Source organism: Nocardioides euryhalodurans, from assembly GCF_004564375.1.
GTDB lineage: Bacteria > Actinomycetota > Actinomycetes > Propionibacteriales > Nocardioidaceae > Nocardioides > Nocardioides euryhalodurans.
In genome coordinates, this window is record NZ_CP038267.1 from 438,184 (window position 1) to 462,297 (window position 24,114).

The 24,114-nt window shown below is 72.4% G+C and carries 25 protein-coding genes; 21 read left to right on the top strand and 4 right to left on the bottom strand.

The window, feature by feature from the left end:
- Positions 1-32 precede the first annotated feature (32 nt).
- The 17 genes from EXE57_RS19545 (at position 33) to EXE57_RS02135 (ending at position 16,981) form a co-directional block, all read left to right on the top strand.
- Complete coding sequence (locus tag EXE57_RS19545; protein ID WP_167305784.1) at positions 33-860, top strand: sulfotransferase family protein; 828 nt, start codon at positions 33-35, stop codon at positions 858-860.
- Positions 857-1,978 (top strand): glycosyltransferase family 4 protein, encoded by a 1,122-nt coding sequence (locus tag EXE57_RS02070; protein WP_135073547.1) that lies wholly within the window; start codon positions 857-859, stop codon positions 1,976-1,978. The genes EXE57_RS19545 and EXE57_RS02070 overlap by 4 nt, the downstream gene beginning before the upstream one ends.
- Positions 1,979-2,423: 445 nt before the next feature.
- On the top strand, positions 2,424-4,193 hold the full coding sequence (locus EXE57_RS02075; protein ID WP_135073549.1) for a nucleoside-diphosphate sugar epimerase/dehydratase: 1,770 nt from the start codon (positions 2,424-2,426) through the stop codon (positions 4,191-4,193).
- Positions 4,184-5,863: a polysaccharide biosynthesis tyrosine autokinase gene (locus EXE57_RS02080; RefSeq protein WP_135073551.1), complete on the top strand. Its 1,680-nt coding sequence runs from the start codon at positions 4,184-4,186 to the stop codon at positions 5,861-5,863. The genes EXE57_RS02075 and EXE57_RS02080 overlap by 10 nt, the downstream gene beginning before the upstream one ends.
- A 103-nt stretch (positions 5,864-5,966) precedes the next feature.
- Complete coding sequence (locus EXE57_RS02085) at positions 5,967-7,217, top strand: nucleotide sugar dehydrogenase (RefSeq protein WP_208542938.1); 1,251 nt, start codon at positions 5,967-5,969, stop codon at positions 7,215-7,217.
- Positions 7,214-7,510, top strand: coding sequence for a hypothetical protein (locus tag EXE57_RS19550; RefSeq protein WP_167305785.1), 297 nt, complete (start codon positions 7,214-7,216; stop codon positions 7,508-7,510). The genes EXE57_RS02085 and EXE57_RS19550 overlap by 4 nt, the downstream gene beginning before the upstream one ends.
- Entirely contained in the window at positions 7,507-8,634 is a 1,128-nt protein-coding gene (locus tag EXE57_RS02090; protein ID WP_167305786.1) for a nucleotidyltransferase family protein, read from the top strand. The genes EXE57_RS19550 and EXE57_RS02090 overlap by 4 nt, the downstream gene beginning before the upstream one ends.
- Positions 8,631-9,752, top strand: coding sequence for a glycosyltransferase (locus EXE57_RS02095; protein WP_135073559.1), 1,122 nt, complete (start codon positions 8,631-8,633; stop codon positions 9,750-9,752). Before EXE57_RS02090 ends, EXE57_RS02095 begins: the two co-directional genes overlap by 4 nt.
- The gene (locus tag EXE57_RS02100) at positions 9,749-10,804 is read left to right on the top strand and encodes a GNAT family N-acetyltransferase (RefSeq protein ID WP_135073561.1); all 1,056 of its coding nucleotides are present in this window, start codon (positions 9,749-9,751) and stop codon (positions 10,802-10,804) included. The genes EXE57_RS02095 and EXE57_RS02100 overlap by 4 nt, the downstream gene beginning before the upstream one ends.
- Positions 10,804-12,168 carry a hypothetical protein gene (locus tag EXE57_RS02105; protein WP_135073563.1) on the top strand — a complete coding sequence of 455 codons (1,365 nt, stop codon included), beginning with the start codon at positions 10,804-10,806 and terminating at the stop codon, positions 12,166-12,168. The genes EXE57_RS02100 and EXE57_RS02105 overlap by 1 nt, the downstream gene beginning before the upstream one ends.
- Positions 12,165-13,409, top strand: a complete 1,245-nt coding sequence (locus EXE57_RS02110) for a DegT/DnrJ/EryC1/StrS family aminotransferase (RefSeq protein WP_135073565.1) — start codon at positions 12,165-12,167, stop codon at positions 13,407-13,409. Before EXE57_RS02105 ends, EXE57_RS02110 begins: the two co-directional genes overlap by 4 nt.
- Entirely contained in the window at positions 13,406-13,996 is a 591-nt protein-coding gene (locus tag EXE57_RS02115; RefSeq protein WP_135073567.1) for a LuxR family transcriptional regulator, read from the top strand. The genes EXE57_RS02110 and EXE57_RS02115 overlap by 4 nt, the downstream gene beginning before the upstream one ends.
- Positions 13,993-14,652 carry a response regulator transcription factor gene (locus EXE57_RS02120; RefSeq protein WP_135073569.1) on the top strand — a complete coding sequence of 220 codons (660 nt, stop codon included), beginning with the start codon at positions 13,993-13,995 and terminating at the stop codon, positions 14,650-14,652. The genes EXE57_RS02115 and EXE57_RS02120 overlap by 4 nt, the downstream gene beginning before the upstream one ends.
- Positions 14,645-14,917: a PqqD family protein gene (locus EXE57_RS02125; protein ID WP_135073571.1), complete on the top strand. Its 273-nt coding sequence runs from the start codon at positions 14,645-14,647 to the stop codon at positions 14,915-14,917. The genes EXE57_RS02120 and EXE57_RS02125 overlap by 8 nt, the downstream gene beginning before the upstream one ends.
- Positions 14,914-15,828, top strand: coding sequence for a hypothetical protein (locus tag EXE57_RS02130; protein ID WP_167305787.1), 915 nt, complete (start codon positions 14,914-14,916; stop codon positions 15,826-15,828). Before EXE57_RS02125 ends, EXE57_RS02130 begins: the two co-directional genes overlap by 4 nt.
- Entirely contained in the window at positions 15,825-16,136 is a 312-nt protein-coding gene (locus EXE57_RS19555; RefSeq protein WP_167305788.1) for a PqqD family protein, read from the top strand. Before EXE57_RS02130 ends, EXE57_RS19555 begins: the two co-directional genes overlap by 4 nt.
- A complete protein-coding gene (locus tag EXE57_RS02135) occupies positions 16,133-16,981 on the top strand; it encodes a hypothetical protein (protein WP_135073573.1) in 849 nt (282 codons plus the stop codon). Before EXE57_RS19555 ends, EXE57_RS02135 begins: the two co-directional genes overlap by 4 nt.
- Positions 16,982-17,122: 141 nt before the next feature.
- On the opposite strand, the gene EXE57_RS20290 is transcribed toward EXE57_RS02135, so the two are convergent.
- From EXE57_RS20290 to EXE57_RS02150, 4 genes are all read right to left on the bottom strand, one after another.
- Positions 17,123-17,245, bottom strand: a complete 123-nt coding sequence (locus EXE57_RS20290) for a hypothetical protein (RefSeq protein ID WP_279633188.1) — start codon at positions 17,243-17,245, stop codon at positions 17,123-17,125.
- A gap of 12 nt (positions 17,246-17,257) precedes the next feature.
- The gene (locus EXE57_RS02140; RefSeq protein WP_135073575.1) at positions 17,258-17,608 is read right to left on the bottom strand and encodes a hypothetical protein; all 351 of its coding nucleotides are present in this window, start codon (positions 17,606-17,608) and stop codon (positions 17,258-17,260) included.
- Positions 17,609-17,658: 50 nt separating this feature from the next.
- Positions 17,659-18,126, bottom strand: a complete 468-nt coding sequence (locus tag EXE57_RS02145; RefSeq protein WP_135073577.1) for a hypothetical protein — start codon at positions 18,124-18,126, stop codon at positions 17,659-17,661.
- Positions 18,127-18,398: 272 nt separating this feature from the next.
- Positions 18,399-19,853, bottom strand: a complete 1,455-nt coding sequence (locus EXE57_RS02150) for a KamA family radical SAM protein (RefSeq protein WP_425271696.1) — start codon at positions 19,851-19,853, stop codon at positions 18,399-18,401.
- A 157-nt stretch (positions 19,854-20,010) separates the two neighbouring features.
- On the opposite strand from EXE57_RS02150, the gene kdd reads away from it, so the two are divergent.
- Genes kdd through kal form a run of 4 tightly spaced genes read left to right on the top strand, consistent with a single transcriptional unit; the run spans position 20,011 to position 23,805 of the window.
- Positions 20,011-21,072, top strand: coding sequence for an L-erythro-3,5-diaminohexanoate dehydrogenase (gene kdd, locus EXE57_RS02155; protein WP_244246955.1), 1,062 nt, complete (start codon positions 20,011-20,013; stop codon positions 21,070-21,072).
- Positions 21,069-22,667 (top strand): lysine 5,6-aminomutase subunit alpha, encoded by a 1,599-nt coding sequence (gene kamD / locus EXE57_RS02160; protein ID WP_135073579.1) that lies wholly within the window; start codon positions 21,069-21,071, stop codon positions 22,665-22,667. The genes kdd and kamD overlap by 4 nt, the downstream gene beginning before the upstream one ends.
- A complete protein-coding gene (kamE, locus tag EXE57_RS02165; protein ID WP_135073581.1) occupies positions 22,664-23,410 on the top strand; it encodes a lysine 5,6-aminomutase subunit beta in 747 nt (248 codons plus the stop codon). The genes kamD and kamE overlap by 4 nt, the downstream gene beginning before the upstream one ends.
- Positions 23,410-23,805: a 3-aminobutyryl-CoA ammonia lyase gene (gene kal / locus EXE57_RS02170; RefSeq protein ID WP_135073583.1), complete on the top strand. Its 396-nt coding sequence runs from the start codon at positions 23,410-23,412 to the stop codon at positions 23,803-23,805. Before kamE ends, kal begins: the two co-directional genes overlap by 1 nt.
- Positions 23,806-24,114: the final 309 nt, after the last annotated feature.

Consider the following 24,114-nt stretch of genomic DNA (forward strand, 5'->3'; position numbering starts at 1 on the left):
CCGGTGGGCGGGGCCACGGGGAGGCGAACGGGATGCTGCCGACGTTCTTGGTGATCGGGGCTGCGAAGTCCGGCACGTCCAGCCTGTCCTCCTACCTCCGGAGCCATCCGGAGGTGTTCATGTCGCGCCCCAAGGAGCTCCACTTCTTCACCAACGGGTGGCAGCGGGGGCTCGAGCACTACGAGTCCTTCTTCGCCGACAGCGAGGGCTTCCCGGCCCGCGGTGAGGCGTCCACGAGCTACACCCAGGCCCCGCGCTACGACGGCGTGCCGGAACGCATCGTCGGGGTGCTGCCGGACGTCAAGCTCGTCTACCTGATCCGCAACCCCGTCCAGCGGATCCGCTCGCAGTACGTCCACTACGTCGACCGCGGTCGCGAAGGCCGTCCGCTCGAGGAGGCGGTCCGGGAGAACCCCGACTACCTCGACAGCAGCCGCTACGCCTACCAGATCGGGCTCTACCTCGAGCACGTCGCGCGCGACCGGATCCTGGTCATCTCCACCGACCACCTCCGCGACGACCGGGAGCGCACCATGGGACAGGTCTTCGAGTTCCTCGGTGTCGACCCGGACGCGCCGATGCGCACCATGGAGCGGGAGCTGAACCGCTCGGCCGACAAGCGCAAGGCGCCGGCCCTCGTCGACTCGGGACGCCGGTTCCTGCGCCGCTCCGGGCTCGGCAAGCACGTCCCCCGGGACGTCCTGGTCCGCGGTCACCAGCTGGTGAGCCGGCCGATCCCGCCGGACGTCGCCCAGGTGTCGCCGGAGCTCGAGGACTGGCTCTGGTCGCAGCTCCAGGACGACCTGGTGCAGCTGCGGGGGCTCGTGGGCCCCGACTTCGACCTGTGGGGTCGCGCGTGACCCAGCGCCGCCACGTCCTCTTCGTGGCCGGCCCCGCCCCGCTGGGCGGCTCCAACCGCAGCCTGGTCACGCTGCTCGAGGGCCTCGAGGGCCAGGTGACGCGGGTGCTCGCGGCACCGGGCAAGGGGGCGTTCGTCGCGATGGTGCGCGACCGTGGTCTCGCCGACGCGTACGTCGACCTCCCCCGCCTGCCCGGGCGGCAGCAGGAGATCGCGGCGCCGTTGCGCCGCCTCGTCCAGGTGCTGGCCTCGTTGCGGGTGGTGCTGACCGCGGTCCGCTACCGCCGTCAGCTGGCCGCCATCCACGCCAACGCGACCACCGGGCTCAACCTCGCGCTGCCCGCGGCCGTCGTCACCCGGGTGCCGGTGACGGTCTGGGTCCACGACCCGGTGGGGTCGGAGTGGGGGCGGAGGCTGGGGCCGCTCTGGCGGCGGGTGCTGCCGAAGGTGACCTGGGCGGCGGTGTCGACCACGGCCACCGAGGTCGCGGTCGAGAACGGCCTGTGCCAGGCCTCGGACGTGCACATCGTGCCCAACCCGATCGACCCCCGTGACGTCGTCGCCCCGCGGCCACCGCCCGGAGACCGGGTCACCGTCGGCTACCTCAGCGCGCCCACGTGGCGCAAGGGGTTCGACCTGCTGCCCGACATCGTCGAGTCGCTGGCCGACCTGCCCCTGGAGTGGAAGCTCTTCACGAGCCGCAACCCCTCGGACTTCAACGAGCCGGTCTGGGCGCGCCTCGACGCGCTGCCGCAGGTGACGCTCGAGCAGCCCCAGATCGACGTGCGCCGGGTCTACGAGCGGTGTGACGTCGTGCTGATCCCGTCGCGGCAGGAGTCCTTCTCCCGGATCACCGCGGAGGCGATGCTCAACGGCATCCCGGTCGTCGCGACCGACCTGCCACCGATCCGCGACATGCTCAGCACGGGTGCGGGCACCGTCTTCGCGGTCGAGGACGTGGCAGCGGCCGCCGCGGCGGTCCGACGCTTCGCCGAGGACGCCGCGCTCCGCCGCTCGGCAGGGGTCGAGGGAGCGACCCGGGCCCGGCGGTTCTCGCCGGACGCGGTGACCGCGGAGATGCTCGCGCTGTACGGCGTCGAGCCGGCCACCGTGGCCTGAGGCCGTCCGGGCGCGTGGTCTGAACCGGTCTGGACCGGAGTGGCGCCGGGCTCGGTCTCGTGCAGTCGCGGTCGGGCACGCCGCGGTACGACGGGTCGCCAGCAGGGCCCTGATCCCCAGCAATAGATGGGATCCGGGCGCCGGACGAGGCTTCGTGGGGCGCTCGGGACGCGACTGCGGGATCGCCCCTGCGGGGTGGCCGGAGACGTGGCGAGACCTCTGTGGCGGGGCTGTTGGGAAGGTAACCGTTTGCGCGTCTTTGGCTCCGGCTGTTCCCTTGCGGCAGATCCCGCGGGTAACTTCCACGACGGGGAATGGCCGATCCTTGGGGGGGTGACGGCCGATGAATGCACTCAGCGGGGAACGAGTGCGAACGAGGGTACGTGTAGCAGCACCGCTGGTCGCGGGAGACGCCGTACTGACGGGGGTCGCATGGCTCTGTGCCATGCTGCTGCGCTTCGACGGGGAAGTCCCGACCGAGGCGTGGGCCGGTCTGACGCTCTTCCTGCCCATCGCGGTGGTGGTGACCGTCACCGGGCACGCCGTCGCGGGCGTCTACTCCGGCGTGCTGCGCTTCGCCAGCATCCTGGAGGCCAGGCAGATCCTGGTCGCGCAGCTCGGCGTCATGGCAGTCCTGGTGACGGTCGTGTGGGCGACGGGACGGCCGGTGCCGCTGTCGATCCCGATCGTGGCGACCGTGCTCAGCTGTGGTCTCGCCGGCACCATCCGCTTCTGGTCGCGCCTGCTGCGCTGGCGCGAGGCGAACGGGTCCGGGCACGACGGCGAGCGCCTCGTGGTGATCGGCGCCGGAGAGGTCGGCGTCTCGCTGGCCAAGGACATCCAGCTCCACCACTCCGCACGGCTGGTCGGCTTCGTCGACGACGAGCCCCGGCTGCGCGGGCTGCGGCTGCTGGGAGTCAAGGTCCGCGGTGGCATCGACGACCTCGCCGACATCATCGAGGAGACCGCGGCGACGCGGGCCGTGCTCGCGATCTCGCAGGCCGAGCCCGAGCTGGTGCGCCGGGTGGCCAACCTGTGCGGCGACCTCGGCACCGGCCTGAGCATCGTGCCGCCGGCCTCGGAGCTCCTCGGCCGGCAGGTCTCGCTGCAGGACGTCCGCGACATCGAGATCGCGGACCTCCTCGGCCGGGCGCAGGTCGACACCGACCTGGCGACCGTGAAGGACCTGATCCGCGGCAAGCGGGTCCTCATCACGGGTGGCGGCGGGTCGATCGGCTCCGAGCTGGCCCGCCAGGTGGCGTCCTTCGCGCCGGCCAAGCTCACCCTCGTCGACCACGACGAGACCCACCTCTTCGACGCGGCCGCACCGCTGCCGCGCTCGGTCGGCCAGCGGCTCGCCGACATCCGTGACCGCGCCTCCCTGCTGCGCGTGATGGAGGAGGAGCGGCCGGAGATCGTCTTCCACGCCGCCGCGCTCAAGCACGTGCCGATCCTGGAGTCGCACCCGGTGCAGGCCGTTTACACCAACGTCCTCGGCACCCGCAACGTCGTGCAGTGCGCGGAGGAGGTCGGGACCGAGCGACTGGTCTTCATCTCGACCGACAAGGCGGTCCGTCCCTCCAGCGTCATGGGGACGACCAAGCTCACCGGTGAGCACCTCGTGCTCGGCCGCTCGAGCAGCATGACGGTCTGCGCGGTCCGCTTCGGCAACGTCCTCGGCAGCCGGGGCTCGGTCGTGCCGACGTTCGTCCGGCAGATCCGCGCCGGCGGACCGGTCACCATCACCGACGCCCGGATGACCCGCTACTTCATGAGCATCCCGGAGGCCGTGCGCCTCGTGCTCCACGCGGCGGCGCTCTCCGAGGGCGGCGAGATCTTCATGCTCGACATGGGGGAGCCGGTCCGGATCCTCGACCTCGCGAAGCGGATGATCCAGCTCTCCGGGCAGCGGCCCGGAGCCGACGTGGAGATCCGGGTCACCGCCATCCGGCCGGGCGAGAAGCTCGCCGAGGAGCTGCACTCGCCGGACGAGCAACAGCACGCCACGTCCCACCCGTCCATCGTCCGCCTCGACCCCGTGGCGGTCGCCCCGGGCGTCCTGCAGTCAGCGGTGACGCTGATCGAGCGGGCGGCGGCGGACCAGGACTCGCAGTCAGCGCGGGAGGCACTCGCCCTCGTGCTCCAGGCCCGTCACGCCGTGGTTGGTGACCGGGAAGCCGACACGGAGATGGAAGGAGCACAGACATGGAGGTGACGTCGTACGCCCGCATCCTGCGACGCCGATGGAAGCTGGTGCTGCTGCCGTGCGTGGTCGCACTGCTCGCGGCGTGGTGGACGCTGCCGGAGGAGGCGGCGCCGGCCGACGCGGCCGTCACGTCGTACTCGGCCACGGCCACCCTGATCACGCCGCTCAACGCGCCGGTCGACGAGGTGCCGATCAGCCTGGCGACCGTGGCGCTCTACGCGACGACGGGAGACATCCCCGACCTGGCGGCCGCCGAGCTGAAGTACGACGGCCTGCCCGAAGTCCTGGCCGCGCAGGTGCTGGTCCAGCCCAACGCCGAGACCAGCACGTTGACCTTCACGACCACGGACGAGGACGGGCAGGCCGCCGCGAACCGCGTCAACGTGTTCGCGGACACCACGATCCAGTACTTCAAGGACCTGGAGGAGAGCCAGAACAAGATCCGGGCTCGCGAGATCAACCGGGAGCTGGACCGCATCGGGGAGCAGATCACGGCTCTCGAGGCCGGCGGCACGAACGCCCTCGAGCAGACCGAGATGGCCTCGTTGAACGAGCAGTACAGCCTCCTGCAGAACGAGCTCAGGACAGTCACCGGCAACTCGAGCGGCCCGATCCTGGAGGTCCTCCAGTCCGGCGTCCCGATCCCGGAGGCCACGCAGACCTTCGCCGCACCGACCAACCCGATGGCGAGGATCGGCATCGCGGCGCTGCTCGGGCTGCTGCTCGGTGCCGCGCTGGCGCTGATCGTCGAGCGGCTCGACTCCCGGATGCGGACCCGCGAGCAGGTCGAGGACGCCGTCGGGCTCCCGGTGCTCGCCGAGATCCCGACGATGCCCAAGAACCACCGCGACGGGGTGGCCAGCGCAGCGCGGCCGGCCAGCACCGTGGCGGAGGCCTTCCGCAACCTGCGCAGCTCGGTGCTGCTGCTGAGCCCCGGGTTGGCCGACGCCGCCACCAAGGGGGCCAAGCCGGGTGGCCTGACCATCCTCGTGACCAGCGCACTGCCCCACGAGGGCAAGACCACGACCGTGGCCAACCTGGCCGCGGTGATGGCCGAGGCCGGGCGGCGGGTGCTCGTGCTCTCGCTCGACCTGCGCAACCCGCGGGTCCACCAGGTGTTCGGTGTCGAGAACGGCACCGGGGTCTCGGACCTGCTCGCGGCCGACCGGGGGCGCCAGCTCAAGTCCGTCCTGCGTGAGACCGGCATCGCCGGCGTGACGATCGCGACCAGCGGTCACCAGACCGACCACCCGGGGGCCCTGCTGGCCTCGGTGGGGCCGATGATCGAGGCCGCGCGATCGCTCGCGGACGTCGTCCTCATCGACACGCCGCCGATGCTGGCCGTCTCCGACGCGCTCGACGTCGCCAGGCACGCCGACGTCACGCTCCTGGTGAGCCGCCTCAACAAGACCACGCGCGGGCAGGCGGAGGAGTGCCACCGGCTGCTGTCGCGGCTCGGGATCGCGGCGCTCGGCACCGTCCTGGTCGGGACCCGTCCGGCGGGGGCGCGTTACGGCTACCCGATGGCGAGCCCGCCGGAGGCCACGGTCGCCGAGAAGTCCGAGCAGACCGAGCAGACCGACAGGACCGAGCAGACCGACAAGGCCGAGAAGACCGAGAAGAACGGCAAGACCGCGAAGACCGAACGTGCCGACTCCGGCGCGGGCGAGGCGGACTAGCACCGCCACCACTGCACGTCGACATGGATCTGGGGGGACCATGAGCACGTCAGCACGACACCATCTCGAGGCACGACTGGGGGACCGCACCGCGAGCGTGTGCGTGATCGGACAGGGGTACGTCGGCCTCACGCTGGCGGCGGCCTGTGCCGTCGAGGGCTTCCGGGTCACCGGGATCGACGTGGACGAGGGAAGGGTGGACGCCCTCGCCCGCGGCGAGCTCGTCGTCCCGGGGGTGGAGGAGCCGCTCTTCGTCCAGGCGTCGGAGAGCAGCTCGCTCCGGTTCGCCTCGGACTTCGAGGACGTCGCCACGGCCGACGTGGTCGTCATCTGCGTCCCGACGCCGGTGACCGACCACCGGCCCGACCTCTCGATGGTCGAGTCCGCGGCACGCCAGGTGGGGGAGCGGCTGCGCCGGGGAGCGCTGGTCGTCCTCGAGTCGACCACCTATCCCGGCACGACCGAGCACGTCGTCGCCCCGCTGCTCGAGCGGGCCCGCTTCCGTGCGGGACGGGACTTCTGGCTCGCGTTCTCACCGGAGCGGATCGACCCGGGCAACATCAAGTTCGGGCTGCGCACCACCCCGCGGGTGGTGGGCGGCATCGAGCAGGACTCCACGGACCTGGCGGCCGCCTTCTACGGCTCGGTCGTCGACAACGTGTTCCCGGTGTCGGGGTGCCGCACCGCCGAGATGGCCAAGCTGCTCGAGAACACGTTCCGGATGGTCAACATCGCGCTCGTCAACGAGCTCGCGGTGCTGTGCGGGGAGCAGGGCATCGACACCTGGGAGGTCATCGAGGCCGCGGCGACCAAGCCGTTCGGCTTCATGCCCTTCCAGCCCGGGCCCGGCGTGGGGGGCCACTGCATCCCGCTCGACCCGACCTACCTCGCCTGGCAGTCGCGCCGCGACACGGGCCGGCCGTTCCGGCTGGTCGAGCTCGCGCAGGACATCAACGCCGAGATGCCGGCGTACGTCACCCGACGGATCAGCGACGCGCTCGCCGAGCGCGGGGTGGCGCTGCCCAAGGCCCGGATCCTGGCGCTGGGCGTGACCTACAAGCCCGACGTCGGCGACCTGCGCGAGAGTGCGGCGGTCGCGACGCTCGCCCAGCTGGACCGCCGGGGGGCGCGGATCACCTACCACGACCCGTTCGTGCCGCGACTGCGCAGCCACGGGATGTCGCTGCGCCGGACCCCGCTGACCCGGGCCAACATCGAGGCGGCCGACGCGGTGGTGGTGCTGACGCCCCACTCCGAGTACGACCTGGCCGCGATCACCCGGCACGCCCGGCTGGTCTTCGACGCCCGCAACGCGCTCCACCAGCGCGGCGACGACCGGGTGGTGACGCTGTGAGCACGATCGCCACCACCTGCCAGTACGTCCGGGTCGCTGCCGTGCTGTGGCGCGACACCGGTCTCCACGTCCTCGTGCTGCCCGACGGGACCGGCCACGAGGTGGTCGTCCTGGGTGGCGGCAGCGCGGTCCTGTGGCGGCTGCTCGCCGAACCCGTCGACGCCGCGGCGATCGCCCACCGGCTCGGCCGGGAGACGGGGGAGGACCTCGACCCCGACGCGGTCACCGCCTGCCTCGAGGACCTCGCCGACCGCGGCGTGGTCGCGCGGCTGATCGAGGAGGACGCGCTGTGATCCCCACCTGGGCGCCGCAGACCCACCACGCCACGCTCATCCGCACCGTGGCCGCCCACGGGCTCGCGGGGAGCCTGCTGCACTTCCCCGACGAGCCGCTCGGAGCGGGGGAGTTCGACCAGCTCCTCCACGACGCACGCAGCCAACGGCTCACCGGCCTGCTCTGGGCCGCCGTCCAGAGCGGCATGCTGCCCGTCACCGACGAGCAGGTCGAGCGGACCGAGTGGCTCCACGTCGAGACGCTCGCGGGTGTGCTGTCGCTCGAGCGCTTCATGCTCGACACGGTCGGCGAGCTCGACCGCGCGGGCATCCCGGTGCGGGCGCTCAAGGGTCCCGTGCTCGCGCACCTCGACTACCCCGAGCCGGCCTGGCGCACCTTCGGGGACGTCGACCTGCTCGTGCAGGGCGACGACTTCGACCGGGCGACCGAGGTCATCATCGCCCGGGGCCACCGCCGCCGGCACCCGGAGCCGAGGCCCGGTTTCGACCGCCGCTTCAGCAAGGGCACGAGCTTCCTGACCGAGGACGGGCTCGAGCTCGACCTGCACCGCACCTTCACGATGGGGCCGCTCGGCGTGCGGCTGCGGCTCGACGAGCTGTGGGCACGGTCGGAGGCCTTCAGGATGGGTGGGCGGCAGCTGCAGGCGCTGCCGGCGGAGGAGCGCTTCGTCCACGCCTGCTACCACGCGGTGCTGGGCGAGGCGACGCCGCGACTGGTGCCGCTGCGCGACATCGCGCAGCTCGCGCTGACCCGGTCGCTGGACCTCGAGCGGGTGCACCACCTGATCCGCACCAGCGGGGGCGAGGCCGTCGTCTCCCGGGCCGTGCGGCACGCCTGGCACGAGCTGCGGATCGCCGACGTGCTCTCGCTCTCCGCCTGGGCCGAGGCGTACCGGACCGATCCCCGCCAGGCCGCCGAGCTCGCGGTCTACGGATCGCACAGCAGCTATGCCCGCAAGTCGGTCGCCTCCATCCGGGCCCTCCCGACCTGGCACGACAGGGCCTCGTTCGTGCACGCCCTCGTGCTGCCCGACCGCTCCTACCTCGGCACCCGCCACTCCGGTCACCTCGGCCGGCTGCGGACGGGGCTGGCCCAGACCCGGAACCGGCGGCGCGCGACATGACCGACCTCAGGGTGCTCTGGCTCGCCAAGGGGCTGGGCCGGGGCGGTGCCGAGATGCTCCTCGTGAGCCTCGCCCGCGCCATGGACCGCACCGACCTCACGATCGAGGTCGCCTACCGGCTGCCCCGCAAGACGGCGCTCGTGCAGCCGTTGCGCGACGCCGGGATCACCGTGCACCCGCTCGGTGACGGTCCGGCCCCGTGGCCGGTGGAGCTCCGGCGGCTGCTGCGGCAGCGCCGCTACGACGTCGTGCACTCACACGCGCCGCTGGTCGGTGCCGCCGGCCGGCTGCTGGTGCGCGACGGCACGGTCGCGCTGCACACCGAGCACAACACCTGGGACCGGTACCACCCCGCGACGCGAGTCGTGAACGCCGCGACCATCGGCCGCAACGAGCTGGTCTGGGCGGTGTCGGACCAGGTCGCGGAGTCGATCCGTCCGAGCCGGCCGCTGCGCCGCCCGCGGGTGGAGGTGCTGCTGCACGGCGTCGACCTGGCGACCGTACGTCGGGGGGCGGACGCCCGCCGCCACGCCCGTCGACGGCTGGGCATCGACGACGCCCGCTTCGTCTTCGGGACCGTCGGCAACCTGGCACCCAAGAAGGACCACGACACCATGCTGCGGGCCTTCGCCAAGGTGCACCGTCAGCTCCCGGAGTCCTGCCTGGTCCTCATCGGCACCGGTCCGCGGCTGGCCGAGCTGCGCTCGCTGGCCACCCGCCTGGGCATCGGCGACTCCGTGCGGTTCCTCGGCATGCGGGACGACGTTCCCGAGCTGCTGCCCGCCTTCGACACGTTCGTCCTCTCGAGCCTCCACGAGGGGCTGTCGATCGCACTGATCGAGGCGCTCGGGGCGGGCGTGCCGATCGTGTCGACGGCCGTCGGCGGCATCCCGCAGCTGATCACGAACGACGTCGACGGCGTGCTGGTCCCGCCCCGCGACGTGGCCGCCCTGGAGCGGGCGATGGTGCGGCTGGCCGGCGACGCCGGGGACCGGGCGCGGCTCGCGGACGCCGGGATGGAGCGCGCCCTCGACTTCTCGATCCAGCGGGCGGCCGACACCCAGGTCGCCCACTACCGGGCGGTGGCCGGTCGTCGGGCGGAGGTGGGAGTCGGATGAGCGGCGCGCAGACCCTCACCGTGCGCCGCCTCGGCGTCGACGACGAGCCCGAGGTGCTCGACCTGCTCACCACCGCGATGGCCGGTGGCCCGACGGGCAGCCGCACCTCCGACTTCTTCCGGTGGAAGCACCGGGACAGCCCGTTCGGCGCCTCGCCCGGCCTGGTCGCGACCGACGGTGACCGCATCGTCGGGGTGCGGCTCTTCCTGCGATGGGAGCTGCAGCTCGGCGACGCCCGGCTGCGGGCGGTCAGGGCCGTCGACACCGCGACCCACCCCGACTACCAGCGACGGGGCATCTTCAAGACGCTCACCCTGCAGCTGCTCGACCAGCTCGAGCGCGAGGAGGGCATCGCCCTCGTCTTCAACACCCCCAACGCCGACAGCCGCCCCGGCTACCTGCGGATGGGCTGGCAGGAGGTCGGCCAGCTCCCGGTGCGGATCAGCCCGGTGCGGCCGCTGCGGTTCCTGCGCGGGGCGCGGGCAGCGAGTGCCGCCAACGCGTCCGGGTCGGCGAGCGCCGTGGCCCCGGCGACCGACGTACGACCGGTGCGGAGCCCGCTGCCCACGGCCGCCGAGGTGCTGGCCCACGAGGACGAGGTCGCGGCGCTGCTCGGTCGCGGCGCGGTGCCCGGCCGGCTGCACACGCCGATCACGCCGGCGTACCTGCGGTGGCGCTACGCGGCACCCCCGGGGCTCGACTACCGCGCGGTCGCGGTCCGGCGCCACGGCGAGCTGGTCGGCCTGGGCGTCGGCCGCGTCCGCAGCCGCGCGGGACTGGCGGAGCTCACGCTCGGCGACGTGATGGTCGCCGCCGGCGACACCGGTGCCGCGCGGGCCGTGCTGCGGGCTGCGCGCCGTGCCGGGGTCGACCACGTCGCGCTGCACGCGTCGCCGGGCAGCGAGGTCGCCCGCGCCGCCCTGGCCGCCGGCTACCTGCCGGCCCCGGGCGGCGGCATCGGCCTGGTCGCCAACCCTCGTCCCGGCTGCCCGCCGGACGTCCTCGACTCCCGGTCCTGGCGGCTCTCGCTGGGCGACCTCGAGGTGTTCTGATGACGGGTTCGCTCTCGCCACGGGCCACCTCGGCCGTCGCGGTCGCCGGGGTGCTGCTCGTGACCTCCTACGCCGGCCTCACCGCCTGGGCGGCCAGCAACGCGACGTACGAGGTGTGGATCGCGCTGGTCGTGATCCCGCTGCTGCTGATCGGCACGGTGCCGATGCTGCTGCGCGCGGGGCGACGCGACCCCGACCCGCGGTTCGTCCAGGTGCTGCTGTGGGCGTTCGCCTTCAAGTGCGTGGCGACCGCGGCCCGCTACGGGCTGGCCTACTTCTTCTACGGCGGGCTGTCCGACGCCGCGGTCTACGACAACGAGGGGGCCCGGCTCGCCGTCGAGTACCGCTCCGGCAACCTCACCGCCGACATCGGCAAGGACTTCATCGGCACCGGCTTCGTCAGGGTCCTGACCGGGACGCTCTACGCCATCACCGGGCCCAGCATCTTCGTGGCCTTCGCGGTGTTCGGGCTGATGGCGTTCTGGGGCTGCTACTTCCTCTACCGGGCCTTCCGGGTGGCGGTGCCCGACGGTGACGCCCGGCGCTACTCGCTGCTCGTCCTGTTCCTGCCCTCGATGCTCTACTGGCCCTCGAGCCTGGGCAAGGAAGCCTTCATGATCTTCGGGATCGGGCTCTTCGCCTACGGCAGCGCGCTGCTGCTCAGCGGCTACAAGCGCTGGTGGGGTCCGCTGGTGCTCGGGATGCTGGTGACGGGCGTGGTCCGGCCCCACGTGACGGCGGCCCTGTTCCTGGCGCTGGCCCTCGCCCACGTGCTGCGGCGACGCCCCAACCCCGCCACCGAGCTCACGCCGCTGGCCTTCGTCGCCTCGGCCACGCTGCTCGCGGTCGGCGGGCTGTTCGCGGTGCAGATGGCGGCCTCGTTCCTCAACGTCCAGGACGTCTCGGTCTCCGGGGTCGACGAGGCGATCACCAACACCGCCGAGCGCACCGACAAGGGCGGGTCGTCCTTCGAGGCCACGGGCGTCGACAGCATCACCGACTTCCCGATCGCCGCGTTCTCGGTGATCTTCCGGCCGATGATCATCGAGGCCAACAGCGCCCAGATGATGCTGGCCGCCCTCGAGGGGACGCTGCTCCTCCTGCTGGTCGCCCTGGGCTGGCGCTCGATCCTCAAGGTGCCCGGCCGGCTGCGGCGACAGCCGTACCTGATCCTCTGCCTGGCCTACACCGTGGCCTTCATCTTCGCGTTCTCGAACTTCGCCAACTTCGGGATCCTCACCCGCCAGCGCGTCCAGGTGCTGCCGTTCGTCCTGGTCTTCCTGGCACTGCGCACCCCACATCCGTACGAGGCCGTCGCCTCGGGACGTCCGTCCGAACCTGCTCGTGAAGGGGCACCGTCATGACCCTGCTCACCACTCCGACCACCACGACCACGAAGAAGGCGGCTCCGCGGAAGCGGACCGGGGACCTCCCGGCCGTCCTCGGCGGTGACCCCGTCTTCGGCGAGCGGCTGCCGCTGGTGCGTCCGGCGCTGGGCGACACCAGCGCCCTCGAGCGGCGGTACGCCGACATCCTCGGCTCGGGGATGCTGACCAACGGTCCGACGGTGCGCGAGCTCGAGGAGACCGTCGCAGCCCGCCTGGGTGTCGCGCACGTCGTCGCGGTGGCCAGCTGCACCTCGGGCCTGATGCTCGTGCTGCAGGCGATCGGTGCCACGCGCCACGTCGTCCTGCCCAGCTTGACGTTCTCCGCGAGCGCCCACGCCGTGATGTGGGCGGGAGGCACTCCCGCCTTCGCCGAGGTGTCGGAGGACTCACTGACGCTCGATCCCACCGACGCGGAGCGGGTCGTGTCCGAGCTCGGCGACGACGTGTCGGCGATGACCGCCACGCACGTCTACGGCACACCGTGCCGGACCCAGGCCCTGCAGCAGGTCGCCGACCGGGCCGGCATCCCGCTCGTCTACGACGCCGCCCACGGACTCGGGTCGATGCGCGCGGGCACGCCCGTCGGCAACTTCGGCGTGGCCGAGGTGTTCTCGCTCAGCCCCACCAAGGTCGTGGTGGCGGGGGAGGGCGGCCTGATCGCCACCCACGACGCCGACCTGGCCCGACAGCTGCGGCTCGGACGCGACTACGGCAACCCCGGTGACTACGACACGCGGTTCGCCGGCCTCAACGCACGGATGTCGGAGCTGCACGCCGCGACGGCCCTGCACTCGCTCTCCCTGCTCGACCAGGCGCTGGTCCGGCGCAGGGAGATGGTGCGGCTCTTCTGGGCCGAGCTCGGCGAGGTGGCCGGCGTCCGGGGGCCGATCCTCGACGAGGGCGACGTGTCGACGTACAAGGACCTCACCGTCGTAGTCGACGAGGCCACGGCCGGCGTGTCCGCGGCCGAGGTCGGCCGGGCGCTGGCGGCCGAGGGCGTCGACTCGCGCCACTACTACGACCCGCCGATCCACCGGCAGCAGGCCTACCGGCACCTGCCGGCCCGGTCGCTCCCGCTGACCGACCGGCTGGCGGGGTCGGTCGTGTCGCCGGCGCTCTGGTCGCACATGGACGACGACCAGGTGCGTGGGATCGCCCGGGCCTTCCGGCGGATCCTGCACCACGCGCCCGCCGTGCACGAGCAGGAGATCGCATGACGACGATGGCCAAGGTGCTCGTGGCACCCGGCGACACCCTGGAGGCCGACTGCACGGTCCTCGCCCTGGACCACGCCGGTCTGAGCGCGACCGAGACGCCGGCGCGGGACGTGGACGTCGTGGTGCTCTTCTCCGGGCCTGACACCGAGTCGGCACGGATGCGGGAGCTGTGCGACGGACGTCCGATGCTCCTGGTCTCGCCCGAGGTCGACGCCGCGGCCGTGCGGCTCGCCGAGCGGGTGGGCGCCGCGGGCCTGCTGGCCTGGGGGGCGTCCACCGCCGACATGGTGGCGGCGATCGACCGGCTCAACCGGGGGGAGCGGGGACTGCCCAGCGCGGCCGCCGCAGCGGAGGACCCCCTGAGCTCGCTCACCGACCGGGAGCTGGAGATCGTCCGGCTCCTCGGCGCGGGCGCGACGAACGAGGCGATCGCGCGCGCCCTCGGGATCAGCTACCACACCGTCCGGACCCACGTCGGCCACGTGCTCGCCAAGCTCGGGGTCTCCCACCGCTACGCCGTGGTGGCGCTCGCCCACCGCAGCGACCGGCTGGCCCGGGCGGGCGATCCTGCAGGGAGTCCGCCGTGAGGACGCTGGTCGCCCACCCCTCACCCACGGTGGCCACCGGACTGGCCGTCGCCCTGGCCCAGGACTTCGGGCTGGCGACCACCTCGGCGGTGACCCTGGCCAGCCTGCGCCGGCTGGTGCTCGAGCTGCGGCCCGAGCTGGCGGTGGTCGACCTCGAGCTCGCCCCGGGTGGTGAGGTCGAGCTCTGCATGAGCCTGGTCCGGCAGGGCGTACGCCCGGTGCTGGTCACCAGGGCGGGCGCGGCGGGCCACCTCGAGCTCCTCGAGCGGGGGGCTGCCGGCATCGTCGTCTCCTCCGACGGGCTGACCGGGGTGCGGGACGCCGTCCGGACCGTGCTGGAGGGTCACGTCCATCTGCCGGCCCACCTGCTCGGCTCGGTGCTCCACGACCTGATCCTCGAGCGGCGTGAGCAGGCGGCGCCGACCACGAACCGGCTGGTCGCGCTCAGCCCTCGTGAGCGCGAGGTGCTGGGGCTGCTCGGCCACGGGGCCGACACGCGTGAGATCGCGTCGCGCCTGGTGATCTCGCCGCACACGGCCAAGACCCACATCAACCGGGTGCTCGCGAAGCTCGGGCTCGCGTCCCGCTCGGAGGCGGCCGGGTTCGCGGTCGCCCACGGAGTCGAACCCACGCTCCTGGAGGCCACCCATGACTGACCTGCTGCCCGTCCGGCCGCACCGGACGACCGAGAGCCCGGTGGTGCGCTCCGGCGACTCCGTCGTGCTGACGCCCGACATCGCGGCTCCGCCGGTGGTGCTGAACCAGACGGCCCTCGCCCTGTGGGAGCTCTGCGACGGGTCCACCACCGTGACCGAGATGGTCGATGCGGTCAGCGCACTCTTCGCGCTCGAACCGGCCCGCGCCCGGGCCGACGTGGAGAACGCGCTGCGCGACATGCTGGCGACGGGAGTCATCCGGTGACCATGCTGCTCGGGCCGCGCCTCGATCCCGCGCCGACCGCACCGCCCACCTGGGCGTGGCGCAGCGGACCCTGCGGCGCGCTGGACCACCGCTTCGAGGTGCTCGTGGAGCCCGCGGGGGCGGCCCGCGAGCTGCTGCCCGTCCTCGCCCCGTTCCAGCGTCGCGACCGCGACACCACGGCGTACGTGCCGGTGACCTACGAGGTCCGTCACGACCCCGACGGCGTGCACGTCCAGCTGCACGCGGACGGCGAGGTGCTCGGGACCAGCCGCAGCGCCCGGGACCTCCTGGGGGCGCTGTGCTGGCACATCAACCGCTCGGTCATCGAGCGGTCGGTGGGCCGCTACCACCTGATGCACGCCGCCGCGGCCACGCGGGCGGGGATCACGGTCGTGCTCGCCGCCGACATGGAGTCGGGCAAGACCACCACGGTGGCGGGGCTGCTCCGCAGCGGCTTCGACTACGTCACCGACGAGGCCGTCGCGATCGACCCGTCGTCGGGATGGGTCACGCCGTTCCCCAAGACGCTCAGCCTGGACAGGGGGTCGTGGGGGCTCTTTCCCGAGTGCCGTCCGCCGGCCGGCGGCTTCCCCCGCCGGCAGTGGTTCGTGCCACCCCACCACCTGGGAGCGCGCATCGAGAGCGCGCCGGTGCCACCGCCCCGGATCATCCTGTTCCCGAAGTACCGCGCCGGCAGCACCACCGAGGTCGTCCCCGTGGGCCCGGCCGAGGCGGTCCACGAGCTCGCACGGATGACCTTCCACTTCGCCCGGGATCCCCGGCGCAACCTCGACGTCGCCGCCCGCCTGGTGCGGCACGCCACCGTCGCCCACCTTCGCATCGGATCGCTCGACGGCGCCGTCGACGCGGTCGAGGAACTGCTCAGCCAACGAATCCTGGAGGACCTGTGACCACCACGAACGACAGCGGGATGCCGCTGGAGCCTTCCGCCGTGCTGGCTCGCCGGCCGGCGCCCCACGTCGAGTGGATCGAGATCGAGGGCGAGACCATCGCCTGGAACGCCGACACCGCCGAGCTTCATCGTCTCGACCCGATCGCGACGCTGGTCTTCCAGCTCTGCGACGGGGCAGCCCCGCTGCGCGAGACCGTCAGCGACCTCGCGGGTGCCTTCGGGCAGCCGCCGGCGGCCGTCGAGCGCGACGTCATGGCCTTCGCCACCAAGCTGCGTGACGACGGCCTGCTGGAGGTGGCGCGATGACCGCCACCCTGGACCCGACGGAGGTCTTCGTCCTGCCCGGGAGCAGCACGCCGTGCCAGGCACGCCTCGACGAGAAGCGGGCCTGGGGCACCACGCTCGCCGTCAGGACCGGGGGCGTCGTCGTCGGTGTCCGTGCCGACACCGAGGAGTCGGTGGCCACGCTCGAGGCCGTGCTCGCACCGCTGCGCGCGCCCGAGTACGACCACCGCGTGGCGCCCAACTTCAGCGTCGAGGTCGGGCGCGAGGACCGGGCCCGGCGCCTCTTCCTGGCCTACCAGGCCCACCAGGTCGTCGCCCGCCGCTACGACGGCGACGAGCTGCTGTCCGACCTGGTGCACCTGCTCGACGACCTCGCGCGGGCCAAGGCGAGCGACCTGCTCGCCGTCCACTCAGGCGTGCTCGTCGAGCCCTCGGGACAGGCCATGCTGCTGCCGGTCGAGGTCCACCGCACGCTGCTGACCCGCCGGCGACAGCTGGAGGCTGCCGGAGGCCGGCTGCTGGCGGCCCGTACCCAGCGCTACGACGCCATGACGGGCGAGGTCGTGACGGGGTCCTTCGACTCCGGCGCGGCCCGGGCCCTTGAGGGGCGCCCGGCCGGCGACGTGCTGCCGGACCGGATCCCGGTCGGCACCTGGTGCGTGGGCGTGCAGGGGGAGGCCCCGATGACGATCGCGGGCGCGGACGCCGTGATCGCCTGCATCGGCACGGTCCTCAACCGGGAGCAGGTCGGCATGGGGCCGACGCTGCGGGGACTGCGTGCCGCGGTGCTGCGGCACCGGGTGGTGGCAATGCCGACCCTCACGGCCGGCGCCCAGGCCGCGGCCGTCCTCGAGCTGCTGGGCTGAGCCGAAGGCCACGACCCGCACCGGGGCTGCGTACGGCCGCGCCCTCCTACCTGCAGGCGGCGGCGACCTGAGGCCCCTCGCACAGCACCACAAGAGGTCCGCCTGCGGGGTCGGCGGACCTCTTGTGGTGGGTCTGGGGTCTCAGTCAGGGACGACGACGCTGGCCTGCTCGCCAGCGGCGTGCAGCTCGACGTCTCCCGTGATGTTCTGCGCCGCGAGGAAGGCAGCGGCCTGGGCCTCGGCGTCGGTGGGTTGCTGGGACAACGATCTCTCCTCTCAGGCGGCGCAGGTTCCCTTGCCGACCATCGTGCACTTGCCCCCGAAGGCGCAGGCCAGGATGGCGACAGGGAGCGGCAGGGCGCTCAGCTTCTCGATGCAGTCGCAGCACTCGGCGGTGTCACCGAAGCGGTAGACGACGCAGCCGGTCTTCTTCACCCGACCCTCGTAGTAGGTGTAGCTGGCCTCCACCTCGGCGGTGCAGCGCGGTGACCCCGACGCGAACGCCGGGCCGGCGATGGTCTGGACGGCGGGTGCCGTCCAGACCAGGGCCCCGCCCAGCACCGCCCCGCGCCGCAGCACGGAGCGGCGGTCCAGGCCCTGGTCCTCGTCCTTCCCTGTGTGCTCCATCGATTGGTCCCCCCGATCGGTGATGGATTGGCAGAGGAGTGCGGACTGGGTCAGCAGCCCGAGCAGTCACGCTCCAGCGGGCCGAGGCCCTCGTGGACCTGCAGGTTGCCGCGGCTGAGCAGGCCGGTCCCGCTGAGGACGACGGCGCCCGACGAGTTCTCGATCCGCATGGTCACCGCGTCCACCATCCGACCCGGCTCCCCGAAGTCCTCCAGGGTGAAGAACAGGGTGTTGCCCTCCCCGTCGGTGGCGGAGCCGTTGAACCTGTTCGCGCAGTCGACGGTGTTCGGCGGCGGTGCCGCGCTTCCCGTCCGCGAGCAGGTCAGGGTGGCCACCGTGAAGTGCCAGCTGACGTCATCCTTCTTCTGCTGCGTGCGGTGGGCGTTGACCTCGATCTGCTCGGTCTTCCAGTCCTCGCAGCAGAGCTGGCCGAGGCCGAAGCTCATGCTGGGGATGCTGGCACCCATGTAGGTGACCGGCGACCCCAGGCCGCTGACGATCTGGCCGCCTCCGGTCATGCAGGCGGTGCACCGTGGCACCGGTGAGCCGGCCGCGAATGCGGGTCCGGCGATGGACTGCACCGTGGGCGTCGCCCATGCCGTTGCAGCCCCGAGGACCGCGGCGCGCTTCATCAGCGAACGGCGATCCAGCTCCCCTTGATCGTGCGTGTGGTTGTCCCCCACGTCGATCCCCCCCTTGTTCTCGACGTTGCCCTGACGCTAGGGGAGGGGGGTCGCCGGGGGACATACGCAGACGGGGGTAACCCGCTGCGCGACGCCGGCCGGGCCCGTCAGTAGGCCTGCAGCGCCGCCGTACGTCGCGACGCCTCGGCCATCTCCGCGGCCTTGAGCTCGGACTCGTCGAGCGAGGAGTGCTCGGCCCACCACTGCTGGCCGGCGGCCGGCAGGGTGTGGATCGGGTCGTAGTACTCGTAGGTGCGCGAGAGCGCGTCGGGGTCGGTCGCCTCGATCGAGGTCCGGTAGTTCTTCGTCCAGTAGGAGATGCCGCGCTCGGTGTCGTAGTCGGCGAGCTGGTGGACCCAGCGCTTCCCCACGAACGGCACGTCGCAGACGATGCGCGGCGTCGCGAAGCCCGGCAGGTAGCCCATGATGTGGTGCTGCAGGCGCTGGGCGTCGGCGACCGAGACCCGCCAGTGCTCCGAGTACGGGATCATGTCGCACATGTAGAAGTAGTAGGGCATGATCTGCGCGCCGTCGAGCAGCCGGAAGCACAGGTCCAGCAGGGCGTGCGGGTCGGCGTTGACGCCGTTGAGCAGGACCCCCTGGTTGCGGACGTCGCGGATACCGGTGTCGAGCATCGCCCGGGTCGCCTCTGCGACCAGCGGGGTGACCGAGTTGGCGTGGTTGGTGTGGGTGTGGATCGCGATCGACACACCCCGCTCGCGGGCGATCGTGGCCACCCGCTCCATGCCGGCGCGGACGTCGTCCTGCAGCCAGTGCTGGGGGAGGCCGATCAGGGCCTTGGTGGCCAGCCGGATGTCCCGGATGTTGTCGACCTCGAGCACCTTGGTGAGGAAGTCCTCCAGCCGCGGCCAGGGCATGTTCGCCACGTCGCCGCCGGAGACCACGACGTCGCGCACCGACGGCGTACGACGCAGGTAGTCGAGCATGTCGCCGATCCGGTCGTTCGGCTTGCCGCCGAACTTCAGCTTCTCCACCGTCGGCGTGGAGTTGCCGACCAGGTCCATCCGGGTGCAGTGACCGCAGTACTGGGGGCACGTCGGCAGCAGCTCGGCGAGCACCTTGGTGGGGTAGCGGTGCGTCAGCCCCTCGGTGGCCCACATGTCGTGCTCGTGGAGCGAGTCGCGCGTCGCGTGCGGGTGGGAGGACCAGTCGGTCCGTCGGTCGGAGAAGACGGGGATCATGTAGTGGCGGATCGGGTCGGCGTAGAACGCGTCGGTGAGCGAGCCGGCGCCGCGCGGCTCGACGGCCGGCGCCATCGTGTTCATCATCTGCGGCGGCACCAGCATCGACATGGTGGCGCGCTCGGCCTGGTCGCGCTCGAGGTCTGCGTAGAACCGCTCGTCGAGCAGGTCGCCCATGAGCTCGCGCAGCTGCTTGACGTTCTTGACGCAGTGGGCGCGCTGCCACTGGACCGAGGCCCACTCCGCGGCGGTGACGTCCTTCCAGCCGGGGAACCGGGTCCAGTCCGGCTCGACGAGCTCCACCTGTGCGTACGGGTAGGGCTGACCGGTCTCCAGGTCGATGGCGGTCTCGATGCTCACTGGGATCTCCCCACAGGTCGTTCGCGGCGCTGACGGATCCGGTGAGTCGTTTGTGTGGCCCACCGTGTTTCTGCGAGAGTACGAGCAGATATGCGGCGCGTCCAATCACACGCCGCAAGATTTACGGGTTTGGAACCAAGGAAGCGGAGGACGGGCGGTGGGGAGCACAGTGACCGGGGTCAGGGAGAGCGATCCCACGGGACTGCACCGGGTGCTGGACGACCGGGTGGTCCTGCCCCAGGCAGCCCAGCGTCTCGACACCCGGCACGCGCTGTGGTCCGACGAGGTACGGATCCGCGTGGAGCGCCTCAACCTCGACGCCGCGTCGTTCCGCCAGCTCGAGCGCACGCACACGCGTGCCGACGGGACCGTGGACCGGGACGCGCTGCGCGCCGAGGTCCTCGGCATCGTCGCCTCCCGCGGGAAGATGCAGAACCCCGAGACCGGCTCCGGCGGGATGCTCGTCGGCACCGTCGAGGAGGTGGGAGCGTCCTCACCGCTCGGCCTGGCCGTCGGTGACCGGGTGGCCACGCTGGTGTCCCTGACGCTCACCCCGCTGGTGATCCAGGACGGGCTCGCCGCGTGGGACGCGGCCACCGAGCAGGTCCCGTGCGACGGCTACGCGGTGCTCTTCGGCCGCTCCATCGCCGCAGTCCTCCCCGACGACCTCGCGCCCGAGCTGAGCCTTGCTGTCATGGACGTGTGCGGCGCGCCCGCCCTCACTGCCCGGGTGGTCTCCCGGTACGCCGGCGCGACCGTCGCCGTCATCGGCGGAGCGGGCAAGTCCGGTTCGCTGAGCCTCGCCGCAGCCCGCGACGCCGGGGCCGCTCGCGTCATCGGCGTGGTGCCCCACGAGCAGGAGGCCGCCCGGTTGCGGGCTTCCGGACTCGCGGACGAGGTGGTCCTGGCCGACGCCCGGGACCCGATCGCGCTGCGCGACGCGGTCGCCGCTGCGGGTGGCCCCGCCGACGTCACGGTGGTCTGCGTCGACGTCCCGGGGTGCGAGGGCGGCGCCATCTTGTCGACCGCTGCCGGCGGGACGGTCATCTTCTTCTCGATGGCCACCTCCTTCTCCGCCGCCGCCCTCGGCGCCGAGGGGCTCGCCGCCGACGTGACGATGCTCGTCGGCAACGGCTACGTCCCCGGGCACGCCGAGCACGCCCTCCACCTGCTGCGTGGCCACGACGGCGTACGACGACTCTTCGAGGAGCGACTGTGACCACGACCGCCCGCCCCCGCCTCGACCTGGACCGCGCCCGCGTCAAGGAGGCCCGTCAGCTGGCCCGCAAGGTCGGCCGTCCGGTCGTGTCGATGGCCAGGAAGCACACCACGGTGTCCGTCGAGCGCGCGACGCTGCGCCTGGCAGGCCTCGGTGGCGCCGACCCCGACGGGACACCGTGGGTCAACCGGCTCGCCGACGCCGTCCGCGCCGACGTCGGCCTCGAGCACGGCGTCGCGCTGCCCGTCTGGGACGCCCTCCTGCGGGGGGAGGCGGAGGACCTCGCGACGCTCGCGGCCAAGGCCGGGGCCGGGTCCGTGCGCTTCCGCGTGCCGGAGGGCCGCGACTCGACCCGCGCGACCTCGGCGTCCCGGAAGGCCGTCGGAGCCGGCCTCCGGCGCATCGATGCGCGGCGCAAGGAGCGGGAGCGGCTGATCGCCAAGGTGGGTGACGCCCCGGCGACCCCGTGGATCTACCTCATCGTGGCGACCGGTGACATCCACGAGGACATCCCGCAGGCCCAGGCCGCGGCCCGCGCGGGCGCCGACGTGATCGCGGTGATCCGCAGCACCGGGCAGTCGCTGCTCGACTTCGTCCCCGAGGGCGCCACGCGCGAGGGGTTCGCCGGGACGTACGCGACCCAGGAGAACTTCCGGCTGATGCGCGCCGCCCTCGACGAGACCTCCCGCGAGCTCGGCCGCTACATCAGGCTGACCAACTACGCCTCGGGCCTCTGCATGCCCGAGATCGCGGCGCTGGCGGGCCTCGAGCGGCTCGACATGATGCTCAACGACTCGATGTACGGGATCCTCTTCCGCGACATCAACCCGGTCCGGACCTTCGTCGACCAGCGCTTCAGCCGACAGGTGCACGCCCGCGCGGGCATCATCATCAACACCGGCGAGGACAACTACCTCACCACCGCGGACGCGGTCGAGGCGGCCCACACGGTCACCACCTCCCAGCTGCTCAACGAGTACTTCGCCAAGGAGGCCGGGCTCGAGGACTGGCAGCTCGGTCTCGGTCATGCCTTCGAGATCGACCCCGACGTCCCCGACTCCTTCCGGCTCGAGCTGGCTCACGCGATGCTGGCGCGCGACCTGTTCCCCAAGGCACCACTGAAGTGGATGCCGCCCACCCGCCACATGACCGGCGACGTGTTCCGTGGCTACCTCCTCGACGGGTTCTTCAACCTCGTCGGTGCGCTCACGGGCCAGGGCATCCTGCTGGTCGGGATGATGACCGAGGCCGTGGTGACGCCGTGGCTCTCCGACCGCGACCTGGCCCTCCAGAACGTCCGCTACGTGATGAACGCCGCCGGCAACCTCCGGGAGGACTTCCGGCCCGCTCCCGGCGGCTTCATCGAGCGGCGTGCCGACCACGTCCTCGGCGAGACCATCGGGCTGCTGGACCAGATCGCCCACGACACCGACGCCGCCGGGCACCCCCCGCTGCTCGCCGCGATCGCCGACGGCACCTTCGGCCTGATGAAGCGCCCGGCCGACGGAGGCCGCGGTCTCGACGGCGTCGCCCGCAAGTCCGCCCGGTACTACAACCCTGCCACTGAGCTGCTCGACCAGGGAGCCGCCCGATGAACCCGATCCGCCCCTACGGCGACACCACCGGCGACGGCATGGTGCAGCTGTCCTTCACCCTGCCGATCGCCCACTCCAAGGTCGCCGACGGCGCAGCCGTGCAGCTGGCCAACAAGATGGGCATGGATCCAGCGCTGGTCGTCCACAGCAAGCCGATGGGGGAGGGGTTCACCTTCTTCGTGGTCTACGGCCGGGTCAACCACCTCGTCGAGCCCGACAAGGTGCAGGTGGTGGAGCGCGACTACCCGCTGCTCACGCCCAAGGAGGCCAACGCCGCCATCAAGCGCAGCCTGCGCCGCCGGCTCGTCGTCGTCGGCGCGTGCATCGGCACCGACGCCCACACGGTGGGCATCGACGCGATCCTCAACATCAAGGGGTTCGCGGGGGAGAAGGGGCTGGAGTACTACCGCGAGATCAAGGTGGTCAACCTCGGCGCGCAGGTGTCGGTGCCGCAGCTGGTCGACCGCTCGCTCGCCGAGAAGGCCGACGCGGTCCTGGTCTCGCAGGTCGTGACCCAGCGCGACGCCCACCTCCTCAACACCCGCGAGATGTCGGCCGCCTTCCGCGAGGCCTACCCCGCCGGCCGGCAGCCGTTGCTGGTCGTGGGCGGGCCGCGCTTCGACGAGGCAATGTCCACAGACCTGGGCGTCGACCGCGTCTTCAGCCGGGGCACCACGCCCGGGGAGGTCGCCAGCTTCATCGTCCACCGCATGACCGACCGCCCGACCAGGAAGGCCTCCTGATGACCGGCAGCCGTGCCGAGGTGGGGATGCGCGTCGTCCACCGCCGCTACGTCCCGTACTCCCACGCCCACTACGCCGGCAACCTGGTCGACGGCGCCTACAGCCTCGGTCTCTTCGGCGACGTGGCCACCGAGATGTGCATCGTCACCGACGGCGACGAGGGCCTCTTCGCCTCGTACGCCGACGTGCAGTTCGTCGCCCCGGTCCGGGCCGGCGACGTGCTCGAGGTCGGGTGCGAGATCACGCGCGTCGGCACCCGCTCGCGCGAGCTGTCGCTGACCGTCCACGTGGTCGCCCGGGGCGCCGCCACCGAGGCCCGTCCGGGGGCCGCGACGGTCCTCGACGAGCCCCTCCTCGCGACCACGGCCACCGGTACCGTGGTCGTCCCCGGCTGACCACGCGCAGCCTGCCCGGGGTGTCGTCGGCGACACGCCGGGCGCAAGGAAAAATTCGGTACGGATTGTGACCGGAGGGACCCGCCGCTGACCTGCACGTTCTCGCAAAGGCGCAGGTCAACCGCCGGTTGACATCGGGGTCCGGCACGACCGAAGGTGCGGGGGTCCGCCCATGCAGTTCGTGGCGAGCGGGACCGTCGTCCGGGTGATCGCGTCGGAGGTGGGGCGCCACCACCGTCCGACCTGGTTCACGGAGGTCGGTCCCGCACCGCGAGGTCGGACGCGGAAGGGTCCCTGGTTCCCTAGACA